This window comes from Stenotrophomonas sp. LMG 10879 (genome assembly GCF_002750935.1).
Classification (GTDB): Bacteria; Pseudomonadota; Gammaproteobacteria; order Xanthomonadales; family Xanthomonadaceae; genus Stenotrophomonas; species Stenotrophomonas lactitubi_B.
This window is the reverse complement of the sequence record NZ_PEJT01000020.1, coordinates 23,411-36,478: the sequence shown is the minus strand read 5'-3', so window position 1 is coordinate 36,478 and position 13,068 is coordinate 23,411. Positions and strand designations below refer to the sequence as shown.

Annotated in this window: 9 protein-coding genes; 3 read left to right on the top strand and 6 right to left on the bottom strand. The window is 67.6% G+C overall.

The window, feature by feature from the left end:
- The first annotated feature begins 540 nt into the window (after positions 1–540).
- The gene (locus CR919_RS20880; protein ID WP_099821654.1) at positions 541–1,731 is read left to right on the top strand and encodes a benzoate/H(+) symporter BenE family transporter; all 1,191 of its coding nucleotides are present in this window, start codon (positions 541–543) and stop codon (positions 1,729–1,731) included.
- On the opposite strand, the gene CR919_RS20875 is transcribed toward CR919_RS20880, so the two are convergent.
- The 4 genes from CR919_RS20875 to egtB all read right to left on the bottom strand — a co-directional run bounded on the left by CR919_RS20875 (position 1,725) and on the right by egtB (position 6,834).
- The gene (locus CR919_RS20875) at positions 1,725–2,285 is read right to left on the bottom strand and encodes a DUF2628 domain-containing protein (RefSeq protein WP_099821653.1); all 561 of its coding nucleotides are present in this window, start codon (positions 2,283–2,285) and stop codon (positions 1,725–1,727) included. The two genes, CR919_RS20880 and CR919_RS20875, sit on opposite strands and share 7 nt — an antisense overlap.
- Before the next feature lie 30 nt (positions 2,286–2,315).
- Positions 2,316–4,391 (bottom strand): lytic murein transglycosylase, encoded by a 2,076-nt coding sequence (locus CR919_RS20870; RefSeq protein ID WP_243380385.1) that lies wholly within the window; start codon positions 4,389–4,391, stop codon positions 2,316–2,318.
- A 197-nt stretch (positions 4,392–4,588) separates the two neighbouring features.
- Positions 4,589–5,566 (bottom strand): L-histidine N(alpha)-methyltransferase, encoded by a 978-nt coding sequence (egtD, locus tag CR919_RS20865; protein WP_099821651.1) that lies wholly within the window; start codon positions 5,564–5,566, stop codon positions 4,589–4,591.
- Complete coding sequence (gene egtB, locus CR919_RS20860; protein ID WP_099821656.1) at positions 5,563–6,834, bottom strand: ergothioneine biosynthesis protein EgtB; 1,272 nt, start codon at positions 6,832–6,834, stop codon at positions 5,563–5,565. The genes egtD and egtB overlap by 4 nt, the downstream gene beginning before the upstream one ends.
- A gap of 162 nt (positions 6,835–6,996) precedes the next feature.
- Between egtB and CR919_RS20855 the strand changes: the two genes are divergently transcribed.
- Positions 6,997–8,298, top strand: coding sequence for a GGDEF domain-containing protein (locus CR919_RS20855; RefSeq protein WP_099821655.1), 1,302 nt, complete (start codon positions 6,997–6,999; stop codon positions 8,296–8,298).
- On the opposite strand, the gene CR919_RS20850 is transcribed toward CR919_RS20855, so the two are convergent.
- The gene (locus tag CR919_RS20850) at positions 8,280–8,672 is read right to left on the bottom strand and encodes a YchJ family metal-binding protein (protein ID WP_099821650.1); all 393 of its coding nucleotides are present in this window, start codon (positions 8,670–8,672) and stop codon (positions 8,280–8,282) included. The two genes, CR919_RS20855 and CR919_RS20850, sit on opposite strands and share 19 nt — an antisense overlap.
- A 72-nt stretch (positions 8,673–8,744) precedes the next feature.
- Here CR919_RS20850 and CR919_RS20845 point away from each other — a divergent pair, with 72 nt between their 5' ends.
- Complete coding sequence (locus tag CR919_RS20845; protein WP_099821649.1) at positions 8,745–9,524, top strand: TSUP family transporter; 780 nt, start codon at positions 8,745–8,747, stop codon at positions 9,522–9,524.
- Positions 9,525–9,679: 155 nt separating this feature from the next.
- On the opposite strand, the gene CR919_RS20840 is transcribed toward CR919_RS20845, so the two are convergent.
- Positions 9,680–13,060 (bottom strand): ATP-binding protein, encoded by a 3,381-nt coding sequence (locus tag CR919_RS20840; protein ID WP_099821648.1) that lies wholly within the window; start codon positions 13,058–13,060, stop codon positions 9,680–9,682.
- Positions 13,061–13,068 lie beyond the last annotated feature (8 nt).

Sequence of the window (13,068 nt, the reverse complement as noted above, 5' to 3'; positions counted from 1 at the left end):
GCAAGATGGACAATCATCCTTCCTGCAGGCGCCTTCACAAGATACCTGCGCATACTTTCAAAGATCTTGGGAAGTGGCCTCAGCGCCGTTCCCGTGTGCTGCGAAGTTTCCTTCGTAGCGAGCCGCCCATTATAGCCGGCTTTTCCGCTTCGTCAACACCTTTTTTCAAGGCCGCCTCACCGGAGTGGGCGTTGTTGCCGATGCTGCTTCGTCGTTGGACCCGAAGGCCTTTCGTCGTTGCGAGCCGCCTATTATGCCGGACTTTTCGAGTCCGTCAACACCTTCGTTCGATCATCTCGTCCGGCGGTGGTGGCGTCGCTGTTCGCGTTGGTGGCTTCCGAAGAAGTCGCCGTGCTGCAGCAAGGGAGCGAATTCTAGAGATCCTGCAGAATTCGTCAACTCTTTTTTTCAGGAAGATGACAGAACAGTACCTGCGTCCTGCATGGCCGCGGCTGATACGTCACCGCGGCGTTGCCCGCGCGTTGCGCGGTCAACGCCGCAGGCGCTATCAATACACCGATGCATAGCGAAGAGAAGAGCATGGGCACGCAACAACGACAGGGATGGTGGCGGGATCTTTCGATGCCGGCGATCGTCGCCGGCTTCATCACCGTGCTGGTCGGCTTCGCCAGTTCCGCGGTGATCGTGTTCCAGGCGGCGCAGGCCGTGGGTGCCGACCAGGCTCACATCGCTTCGTGGATGTGGGCCCTGGGACTGGGCATGGGCGTGACCTGCATCGGCCTGTCGCTGCGCTACCGCGTCCCGGTGGTCACCGCATGGTCGACGCCGGGCGCGGCGATGCTGGTCGTCGGTGCCGGTGGCGCATCTCTGTCCGAAGCCACCGGTGCGTTCCTGCTGGCGGCGGTGCTGGGCATGCTCGCCGGCTTCTCAGGGGTGTTCGCCCGGCTGATGAAACGCGTGCCCATGGCCTTGGCCGCGGGCATGCTGGCGGGCGTGCTGCTGCGCTTCGGCCTGGAGGTGTTCGTGGCGATGAACACCCAGCGCGTGCTGGCGTTGGCCATGTTCGCTACCTGGCTGCTGGGCCGCCGCCTGTTCCCCCGCTATGCGGTGATCGCCACCCTGCTGGTCGGCATCGCCATCGCCGCCAGCCAAGGTCTGCTGCATGCACAGCAGGTGCACCTGCAGCTGGCGGTGCCGCACTGGGTCACTCCTTCGCTGTCGTGGACGGCGATGGTCGGCATCGCCCTGCCCCTGTTCGTGGTCACCATGGCCTCGCAGAACATCCCCGGTGTGGCGGTGATGCGCGCGTCCGGCTACGACGCACCGGTGTCGCCGGTGATCGGCTGGATCGGCGTGGTCAACACACTGCTGGCGCCCTTCGGTGCCTACGCGTTGAATCTGGCTGCCATCACTGCGGCGATCTGCATGGGCCGTGATGCCCACGAGGACCCGGCACGGCGCTACACGGCGGCGATGGCGGCCGGTGCCTTCTATATTGTCATCGGCCTGTTCGGAGCCACCGTAGCGGCCCTGTTCGCTGCCTTCCCGAAGGAACTGGTGGCCTGCGTGGCCGGTATCGCCCTGTTCGGCACCATCGGCAACAGCCTGGCCAGTGCATTGGCAGTGGAGCGCGACCGCGAAGCCGCGCTGGTCACCTTCCTGGTGACCGCCTCGGGGATGACACTGGCCGGTATCGGTTCTGCGTTCTGGGGCCTGGTCGCCGGGACGCTCTGCCTGTGGGTGCTGCGGCCGCGTTCGCCGGCTCAGTGATAGGTCTGCAGGAGGCCCTGGATGATGTAGCGCAGCGCGTAGATCAGGCCCAGGCAGACCACCACGGCCGAGGCCTTGGTGCCACCACGGCGAAGCAGCTCTGCGCGGATGCGGTTCGGCTGGCCGGCGTGGATCACCTGTACCCGTGCCACTAATCGGCTGCAATGGCGCAGGTACAGGCTGTTGGCGAAGATGGCCAGCGCGATACGCGGCAGCAGCATGCCGAAGGCGATCTGCGGTACGCCGGCGTCAGCCAGCAGCATCAGCATCGGCAGCAGCGTGGTGACCAGATAGAAGCTGACGGCGGCCAGGTACATCCGGCGATGCACCATCCACAGCGTGCCGAACAGGAAGGCGGGCCAGTTCCAGCGGCGCGGGGGCTTCGGCAGCGCACTATCCACATGCCAGAAGCGACGGTAGGCGGCGGCGTTGGGACCGACCACCAGCGTCAGGTAATCGGCATCTTCCAGCGCCGTGACTACATCGGCGTCAGCGCCGGGCGCCAGGTAGGGGTTCCCGCTACCGGACGAGGTCTGCGGATCGAGGGTGCTCATGCTGGCCATCCATGCCAAAGGGGAAGCCTGCTATAGCGGCGCGCTGGACAGGATCTGAAGCAGGACATGACGCCCGCCCGGTGCCACGGTGACCACGTCGGGCCCGGCGTTGGCGGCCTCCAGGCAGACATAGTCGCGCCAGCCGTCACCGACATCGGCCATCTTCGCGGCAGCGTCGGCGCCAGGGTTCCATGCCACCAGCGAGCGGCTGCCTTCGGTGCGGATGTCGATGCGGCGCTTGAGCACCGGGTCGCGCAGCACATAGTGCCCGCCGGCCTGGGTGTAGATGCGGTCGCTGCGGCCCGGGTCACGCGGATCGCGTAGCGACCACGGACCCTGCTGGCGACGCGGCTGGGCGTAGTTCTCGAACTTGTCGAGGTAGTCCAGGCCATCGACGCCGTCGACGTCGACCTTGCTGGCGTCACCGACACGGAAGTAGTTGTGCAGCGCCTGGGTGATGGTGGCCGGGGCCTTGCCGGTGTTCTCGGTGAGCAGCTGCTGGCGCAGTTCACGGCCGACACGCACCGTCATGGTCAGACGCAGACCGAGGTTGTCCAACGCAGGTGGGGCCAGGGTCAGTTCGATGCTGCCATCGTCGAGGCGGCGCGCCTGCTGCAGTTCCCAGGGCAAGGTGCGCACGAAGCCATGGGCGGGCACGTCATCGCCCTGCCCCTGGCGGCCGAAGTACGGCCAGCACACCGGGCTGCCGCCGCGGATGGGCGCAGGCAGTGCCGCACGCCTGGGCGAAAGCCACATCACATCCGGCTGGCCCTTGGGCACGAACGAGAGCAGTTGGCCGCCGAACACACTGATGGCGGCGGTGGCCTGCGGGGTTTCCACCAGCCAGGCGTCGAGTCCCTGGAACTGGCCACTGCTGACACCCTTTATCTGTTGCACGCTGGATCGACTCCGGATGGCCGGCGACTGCGCGGCACTGTAGTTGGTGGGAAGGCTGAAGCGGGTGGGTGTGGCCGGGACCCTCGCCTGCGGTTCGCCCTGCAGCGCGCGCAGGATGCGCTGGCCGGCGCGACCATCGGCGTCGGCCCAACCAAGACGGCGCTGCTCGACCTGGATGGCGCGACGACTGGCGGTACCGATCATGCCATCGGCGGCGCCGATGTCATGGCCACGCGCCAGCAGCAGGGTCTGCAGCTGGCGGCGCTCGTCGCGGCCAAGACCGGGGTCATCGGTGGGCCAGGCGGTGACCAGGCCGTTGCCGCCACGCAGGCGGTCGGCCAGGGTGGCGATGGCCAGGGCATAGCTCTCGGCGGCGTTGTAGCTGTAGATCGCGTCGTAGTTGCGGAACACCAGCAGCGCCGGGCCCTTGTTGCCGGCCGGCAGCAACAGCGCGGCGCGGGCATCGGCGGGCAGGCCAGCCGGCGCCAGCGCGCTGCCGTCCAGGCCGGTCACGCCCAGTGCGCGCCAATCGGCCAGTGCCCGGCGCTGGGTGCGGCCGGCCTGGCTGGCGTTGAACCCGGCGGGGACGCGCACTTCCATGCCCCAGGGTTCGCCGGTCCGCCAGCCGGCACGCTTCAGATAATTGGCGGTGGAAGCCAATGCATCGGGAATGCTGCCGACCAGATCGCGGCGGCCATCGCCATCACCATCCACGGCAATGCGTGCGTAGGTGCTGGGCATGAACTGGGTGTGGCCGAAGGCCCCGGCCCAGGAACCGGTCAGGCCCTGCGCCTGCAGGTCACCCTTGTCGATGAGCTTGACCAGCGCCAGCAGTTCGCCGCGGAAGAAAGGTTGCCGTCTGCCGGCACAGGACAGCGTGGCCAGCGACTGCAGCAGCGGGCGCTTGCCGAACACGCGGCCGTAGTCGCTCTCCACACCCCATACGGCGACGATGGTGACTGGATCGACGCCGTACTGCGTCGATACGCGCTGAAGCAGATCGCGGTGCTGCTGCAGCATGGCGCGACCGTCGTCCACGCGCTGGCGATCGACCAGCGCGGCCAGGTAGTCCCAGATGGGTGTGGTGAACTCCGGCTGCGCGTCGAGCAGCGGCAGCACGCTGGGATCAGGCTGCAGTCCGGCGGTGATGGCCGTGAAACGGTCAGCGGCAATGCCCTGGGTGGCGGCCGTAGCCTGCAGGCCCGCCATGCAGCGGGCGAACGCGGGATCTGCGGTTGCCGCGGCTGTCGGCGGCGCGGCCGCTGGCAGGGCAAGCGCGGCGGCCAGGCCGAGCGTGGTCAGAATGGGCATGGCGTCCTCCGTGTTGCCGGTGCTGCAGCCATGGTAACGCGGAGGGGCGGCAAGGTTGGTCGCGGCTGCTGGCCAACGGCCGGCACTACCTGTGGCTAGGGTAAGGGGCGCAGCAGGCGCAGGCCGTACGCAGGATGGTCAGCGTTCCAGTGCGCCACCACCTCCAGCCCTGCCTGCTGCAGCAGATGACCGAAGCTGGCGTCGGTGTACTTGTGGCTGTACTCCACGCGGATCGGTTCGCCCGCGCTGAAGTGGAAGGTGCGGCCGTCGAGATGGACGTCCTGCTCGCGCTGGCTGACCAGGTCGGTTTCGATGCGCAGGCGCGCGGTGCTGTAACGGGCCCGGTGACGGAAGCCGTCGAGATCGAAATCACTACCGATCTCGCGGTTGAGGCGCGCCAACAGGTTCAGGGTGAAGGCGGCAGTGACACCGTCGGCATCGTTGTAGGCGGCCTCGATCAGTGCCGGGTCCTTGTGCAGATCGATGCCGACCAGGGCCAGGCCCTGCTTGCCCATGGTCTGGCGCATCGCGCGCAGCAGCGCGATCGCGTCCTCATCAGCGAAGTTGCCCAGCGTGGAACCGGGGAAGAACAGCAGCCGGCGCACGGCAGGCCGGTCCGGCGCGGGCACCTGCACCGGCCGGGTGAAGTCGGCACACACCGGCAGCATTTCCACGTCCGGCAGCGCCGGGGCCAGGTGGTCGATGCTGGACAGCAACGCCGCGCGCGAGATCTCGATGGGCGTATAGGCCACCGCATCCTGCAGGGCGGCCAACAGCCGGGCGGTCTTGCGGCCGCTGCCGCTGCCCAGTTCGACCACATGCACGCGCGGCCCCACCGCCTGCGCGATCTCCGGCAGCACCCGATCCAGCAGGGCCAGCTCGGTGCGTGTGGGGTAGTACTCGCGGGTGTGGGTGATCTGCTCGAACAAGCGCGAGCCGCGCGCGTCGTAGAAGTACTTGGACGGCAGCTGGCGTGAGGCGTGCGACAGGCCCGCCACGGCGTCGGCAAGGATCTGCTGGCGGCCGGGGGTCAGGTCGGTCAGCGCCTGCAGCGCATCCTGGACGGTACTCATGAAAGATCCCTTGCCAGGCGCAGGCCTGAGAACTGCCACCGCGCGGGTGGCATGAAGAAGTTGCGGTAGCTGGCGCGTACATGGCCACGCGGGGTGGCACAGCTGCCACCGCGCAGTACCCACTGGCCACACATGAATTTGCCGTTGTATTCGCCGAGGTTGCCGGCGAAGGGACGGAAACCGGGGTAAGCGCCATAGGCGCTGCTGGTCCATTCCCACACGTCGCCGAACAGCTGGCGCAGTCCGTCGCCCTGCCCTGCCATCGGGTGCAGATGATCGTCATCGGCGAAGTGGCCTGCGACCGGCTGCGTGGCGGCGGCCGCTTCCCATTCGAATTCGGTGGGCAGGCGGGCGCCGGCCCAGCGTGCGCAGGCATCGGCTTCGTAGTAGCTGAGATGACAGACCGGTGCGTGCGGGTCGAGCTCGCGCCAGCCACCCAGGGTGAACTCGCGCAGCAGGTCGTCATCCCAGTACAGCGGATGCTGCCACTGCTCGGCCTCGCGCAGCGCCCAGCCTTCGCTCAGCCACCAGCGCGGATCGCGGTAGCCGCCCGCGTCGATGAAGGCGCGGTACTCGGCGTTGCTGAGGGGGCGTTCGGCGATGGCATGCGCAGGAAGCAGCACGCGATGCACGGGCGATTCATTGTCATAGGCGAAGGCCGCGTGCTGCGGCCAAGCGGACGCACCGATGCTGACGATGCGTTCGCCCTGTTCGACCCAGCCCTGCGCGCTGCCGGCGCTGACGGCGACGGGCAGGTCATCGCGATACGGTGGCTGCAGCGGATTGCACCAGAAGGCGTGCTTGATGTCGGTGAGCAGCAGCTCCTGGTGCTGCTGTTCGTGGTGCAGCCCCAGCTGCAGGTGCTGCAGGGCATCGCTGCCCAGATCGCCGTTGCGCAGTTGTGCCAGCACCTGCGCATCCACGTGCCGGCGGTAGGCGTGCACCTGCTGCAGCGAGGGTCGCGACAGCAGACCGCGCTGTGGCCGTGCGTGGGCGGGGCCGAGACTCTTGTAATAACTGTTGAACAGATAGTCCCAGGCCGTATCCCAGGGTGTGTAGCCGGGCCGGCTGGCGAGCACGAAGCGTTCGAAGAACCAGGTGGTGTGGGCCAGGTGCCACTTGGCCGGGCTGGCATCGGCCATGCTCTGCAGCAGGGCGTCTTCGGGGCTGAGCGGTGCGGCCAGCTGCACGCTGCGCCCCCGCACGTGGGTGAAGTGGCGGGCGAGGTCATGCTGCGGGGCAGCGACGGCGGCGGGTACGCTGTCCATGCGACCAGCTTCGGCCGCGGCCGGTGAGCGCGATGTCATGGCCCGGTGCCATGCTGTTCACATCGGCGCCCGCGGATTCAGGAAGGGCACCGTTCAAGAAGGGCTCCGTTGCGCCGCTAACGGCAGTGCTGCGGCCGCGTCGTGACCGCGCTGGAATTCCGTGTGGCCCATCATCCGCTCCGACAGCCTGTGCACTACCTGTTTGTGCTGCCCGCCGTGCTGGTCGCGCTGGTGCTGTGGGCGAGCCTGGAGAACGATGATGTCGGCCGCGCCGGGCAGCGCATCCTGCCCTGGCTGCTGGCCTGCCTGGGTGCAGGGCTTGCGCTGCTGTACAACCAGGTGCGCACGTTGTGCCTGTTGCTGCTGGTGGCGCTGGCCTTCGCAGTGCTGCACCAGGATCTGGGGCACTACCTGCGCGATGGCCGGGTAACGGCGCTGACGCCACTGCGCTTCCACGCGATCTCGACCTGGCTGCCGTTGTTGTTCGCCGCCCATGCGCTGTGGCCCGAGCGCGGGCGCCGCCGCCAGGACCTGCTGCTGAGGGCAACGATCAGCGGTGTTGCCGTGGCGATCTTCATCCTGCTCGCGGCACAGCAGCCGCAGGGCATGCACGACCTGCTGTCGAACCGGCACTTCCCATGGCTACCGAGCGACTGGAACGCGCTGGCGCAGCTGCCCGCCGTGTTGTTCCTGCTGGCCACCGCTGCGCTGGGATGGCAGGCATGGCGCCAGCCACGGCCGCTGCATACGGCAATGCTGCTGGCCCTGCTGTGCCTGTGGTGGATGCTGCCGCGGATCTTCCTGCAGCCGGTACTGCTGCCGGCGCTGAGCGTGGCGGCGCTGCTGCTGATGTTGGCGGCGACCCTGCAGGAGTCCTTCCACATGGCCTTCGGCGACGAGCTGACCGGCCTGCCCGGCCGCCGAGCATTCAACGAAACCCTCAAGCGCGCCACCGGCACCTACAGCATCGCGATGATCGACGTCGATCATTTCAAGAAGTTCAACGACACCCACGGCCACGACACCGGCGATGACGTGCTGAAACTGGTGGCGTCACGGTTGTCGCGGGTGGGCGACGGCGGCCGCGCGTTCCGTTATGGCGGCGAGGAGTTCGCGGTGGTTTTCCTCGACCGCCCGGCATCGGCCTGCGTGGATGCGGTGGAGGCGCTGCGGCAGGGCATCGAACAGAGCCGGATGCAGCTGCGCGACCGCAGCACCCGCAGCCGTGACGATACGCTCGGCCAGCAGCAGCGCGGGCGCGGCGGTGGCGGTGCGGTGGTGCAGGTGACCGTCAGCATCGGCCTGGCCGACAGCCGGGTCGATCCGCGCCCGGCCGGAGTGGTCAAAGCGGCCGACCAGGCGCTGTATGCGGCCAAGCAGGAAGGCCGCAACCGCGTGTGCGCGCATGGCGGCCAGCGCGTGCTGGCCGTGCGCGGCAGCCACGCTCAGACGGCGTCGAGGTAGTACCAGCGACCCTCGACCCGCAGGAAGCGGCTGTGCTCGGTCATTTTCACTGCGCTGCCGCCGCCGACACGGTAGCGGGCGGTGAAGCGGACCTCGGCGCTGTCGGTGCCGGTCACCTGGTGATCCTGCACGGTCAGGCCCAGCCACTGGGTGCGCTGGCCGGGGGCATCATCGAGCGAGAGTTCTGCGGGACGGGTATGCGGATGCCAGGTGGCACGCAGGTAGTCCGGCAGATGGCGCACATAGGCGCTGTAACGCGAGCGCATCAGACGCTCGGCATCGGGCGCGGCGTCGCCGGCATGGAAGCGACCGCAGCAGGCGGCGTAGTCGGCGGCCAGGCCACAGGGACAGGGATCGGGGGCGGTTCGGCTCATGCGGGTATTGTCGCGTGGGCGGGGGCAATGTGACAGGCGTATGCTGTCGCGCCCTCACTTCGATCGATCGCCGTGCTGGAAATGATTCCTCCTGAGTTGTGGTGGCTGGTGGCGATCGCCTTCATCGCCGGCCTGGTCGATGCGGCCGTGGGTGGCGGCGGACTGGTGCAGCTGCCGGGCCTGTTCACGGTGCTGCCGCAGCAGACGCCGGCGATGCTGTTCGGCACCAACAAGTTCAGCTCGATGTTCGGTACCGGCGCGGCGGCATGGCGCTATGCGCGCAACGTGCGCTTCCCGTGGAAGCCGGTGCTGTTCGCCGCCGGTACGGCCTTCGTGTTCTCTTTCCTTGGCGCTACGGCGGTCAGCCTGCTGCCCAAGGACGCGGTGCGGCCACTGGTGCTGGTGCTGCTGGTGGCGATGCTGGCCTACACGCTGTGGAAGAAGGACTTCGGCGCGCTGCACCGGCCGCAGGAGATCGGCCGCCGCGAGCTGGTGATCGCGCTGGCGATCGGTGCGGCGATCGGTTTCTACGATGGCTTCTTCGGGCCCGGCACCGGCAGCTTCCTGATCTTCCTGTTCGTGCGCTTCTTCGGGCTGGACTTCCTGCGTGCGTCGGCAGCGTCGAAGGTGGTGAACCTGGCGACGAACGTGGCGGCGATCTCGTTCTTCGTGCCGACCGGCAACATCCTGTGGCTGTTCGCGCTGCCGATGGCGGCGGCCAACATCATCGGTTCGGTGGTCGGAACGCGATTGGCGCTGAAGGGCGGCACACCGTTCATCCGCAAGCTGTTCGTAGGGTTGGTGGTGGTGCTGATCGCGCGGATGGCGTGGGATACGTTCCGTAGTTCGTGAATGAGCGTCACGACCTGGTAGGTGCCAACCTGGGTTGGCACGCGGTTTCCGGTCGCGAAGAGCAGTCGAGCATGGCTTGGCTCTACAGGTTCACATGATGATTCCGGCCGCAAGCGCCGCCGGGCATGGCCCGGCGCTACCACAGGCCGAGACGGTCAGGCCTCGGCTTCTTCCGGTTCGTCGGCCTGCTGGCGGCTGCGCTCCGGCAGCTTCAGGCGCTTGCCTTCTTCGTCGTACTCGATGAGCAGCACGCCGGAATCGTGGCGGCCGCTGATCTCGACGAAGCAGGCGCCACCGATGAACGGCTCCAGCGTCATCACCGATTTCAGCGGGGTGGCAACCACCATCTGGAAACCGAAGTTGTCGAAGATGTTCATCGCCAGCGCGGTGAACTCGTTATCGGCCTTGTCGAAGGCTTCGTCGAGCACGACCGCGGCATAGCTGGGCAACTGGCTGTCGGCACCGCCGAGCTGGTAGCGCAACGCCGCCGCCAGGCAGGTGGTGGCCAGCTTCTGCCGCTGGCCACCGGACTTGCCGGCGCCACTGCGGTAGATCTCGACCTGCTGGCGCGTTTCCACGTCCAGCTCCACGCCGATGAACTCCACGTGCAGGCGCACGTCCAGCACAATCTCGCGCCAACGCTTGTCCTCGCCTTCCTGCGAGCCCAGCCGGTTGACCAGCTGGCGCAGGACGGTGAACTGCGTTTCGGCGACGTCGCGCTGCTCGGTCTGCTGCTGCGACAGCACCTCGCGCAGCTGTTGGTGGAACTCCTGCACCTCCGGCAGGCGCCGGTCGTTCAGCTCGATGGTCAGCAGGGTGCCACGGTTGAAGGGCACCTGCTCCAGGCTGGCGTTGACTTCGTCCAGGCGCTGGCCAATCGACTTGCGGGCCTCGGCACTGTGCCGCTGCAGCGCCAGCAGGTTGTTCTTGCTCTGGTTCTGCAGCAGGTCGAAGAAGCGTTCCTCGTGCTGCGGCAGGCCATCGCGTTCAAGGCGTTCGAGGCGGGCCAGGAAATCCTCGGCCGAGGCCACCGACACGGTGAAGTCGCCCGATTCTTCCGGCCACTGCTGGATGAAGCGACGGAAGCAGCCCAGCAGCAGGTTCTCGACGCGGTTGACGTCCTGCTGCGAGGACGACAGCTGTTCGTTCAGCGCGTTGCTGACCTGGCGCATGTGCGCCTCCAGCGTTTCCAGGCTGAGCGGGCCCTGCTCCTGCAGGCGCTCGGCCAGGCCGGCTTCCTGGTCTTCGGCCAGTGCCGGCAATACCAGTGCACGGCTCTGCTGGCGGGCCCGGTCCAGGCGGTCGCGTTCGCGCACCAGCTGGCCGCGCTCGACGCGGGTGTCTTCGTAAGTGCGGCGGGCCTGCTCGATATCGGCGCGGGTGGCGTCGATCTGCTGGGCGATCCTAGCCAGGTCAGCATTGCCTTCGCGCAGGGCGTGCAGGCTGGCCTCGATGTCGGCCAAGCGCTGTTGAGGCGCGGCGACGTCGATTTCGTTCCAGCTGATGCCGACCAGCTGGTGGCAGGCCAGGCGACGTTCGTTGTCGCGGTCACGCTGGCTGCGCAGCCGCGCGATGTCGGTATCGCAGCTGGCGATACGCGCGGCCAGTTCCTGTGCTTCCTTCTCGAAAACAGCAAGCTTGTCGCGGTTGCTGAAGCCCAGCAGCCAGCGGCGGCGATCGTTCACCGCACTGCGGTCATCCTTCTCGAAGCGGTCGCCCGGATGCTTGACCTGGCCTTCGCGGGTGATGCCGCGGTCGACGTTGCGCAGCTGCTTGGCGTCCACGCATTCGTAGTCGAAGCGCTTGCCCAGCTCGCGGCGCAGCCAGCTTTCGAACACGTGGTCGCGCAGTTCCAGCTTGTGCAGCAGCGACTTCGCGGACGGTTCGCGGGCGAACGCCTCATCATTGCGACGCACGCGGTAGTAGGTGAAACGCATGCCCAGGTGGGTGCGGTTCACCCATTCGGCGACATCGTTGTAGTGCTTGTCGTCGACCAGCAGCGATTGCGCGAAGCCACCGAGCACGCGTTCGATCGCGCCCTGCCAGCTCTGTTCTTCCGAGCGGACCTGGATCAGTTCGCCGACGAACGGCAGTGCCGCTTCGGAAATGCCGGTTTCTTCGGCCAGGCGCGCACGCAGCTTCTGCATCGGTGCCGGAATACTGGAGGGCGTGCGCTGCATCGCCTCCAGTTCGCCACGCACTTCGGAGAAGCGGCGCTCGTCGTCGCGCTTGCCGCCCAGCCGTTCGCTGATGGCATCGTCCAGAGCGCTCGACGCGCGCTGACGGTCTTCCAGTTCGGACTGCGCCTGCTCAAGCAGCTCGGCGAAGCCATGTGCATCCTCGGGCAGCGCGGCCTGCAGCTTCTGTGCGGCGTCACGCGCCTGTGCCTGCTTGGCCAGGCGGCGGTCGCGTTCGGCTTCGGCGCGACCCTGCTCGCGTTCCAGTTCCTCGATACGCTCGCCACCCTGCTGCCGGCGCTGCAGTTCCAGCTCGGCCAGGCGTTCGGTGTGGTTGTCCAGCGCCGCACGACGCTGCGCCTCTTCACCCAGCAGGCCGCGATCACGCGTGTCCATCTCGCGCAGGCGCGCTTCGATCAGCAACTGGCGGCGGCTTTCACGGAAGCTGTCGATACCGAGCTTGAGCGCTTCGTCGTCGCCGCGACGGCGGCTCATCGCCTGCAGGTCACCGTAATGTTCGCGCGCCGGCTGCAGGGTTTCGACCTGGCGCCGTGCGGTGACCACGGCCTGGTGCGCGCCATCGAGCTCGGCGAAATCGCTGACCAGTCGTTCGGCGGCGTCGAAGGTCTTCGGCGTGTCGAGCATGAAGTCGCGCAGGAAGACGTTCAGGTCTCCGAGGTTCTTCGCCGACTGCGTCTTGTGCAGCAGCCGCAGCGCCATCTCGTTGTCGATGCCGAGCAGGTGGCGGAAGCGTTCGGCGTAGCCGGAGAACGTATCGAAGTGATGGACGTCGGCCAGCTTCTGCTTGAGCTTGCGCAGATCCAGGTCGAAACCGCCGAGGTCCTTGGCGATGTCGAACGGGCGCTCGGCGATCATGTAGTGCTTGCGCACGTCACCGGCGGAGGTGCTGCTGCCGGCGATCCACAGCAGGCGTACCAGGCTGACCACGCGGCCATCACCGGCGCGGTACTCCAGCACCAGCGCGGTCCAGGTGGCGCCCTTGCGCAGGTACTGGGTGGCGATTTCGCCGGTGCCACTGTCCTGCTGATCGGCCCACGCGCCGCGCACGTAGGACACCAGGTTGCGGTCACGGCCACTGCGTTCGGCTTCTCGCGCAGCGGCGTTGAAGTCGACGATGGCCGGCGGCGTCAGCAGTGCGGACATGGCATCGAGCAGGGTCGACTTGCCCGAACCGGAGCGGCCGACGAACAGGAAGCCGCGCTCGGCGATCGGCACTTCGGTCAGGCCGTTGAAGGTGCCCCAGTTGTGCACCTGCAGGCGGCGCATGCGGAACTGCTGCAGGCGCGGGTCCGGCAGGCCGTCGTTGAACAGGGCGGGAGTGTGCTTGGAAATGGCCATGCGGTGCT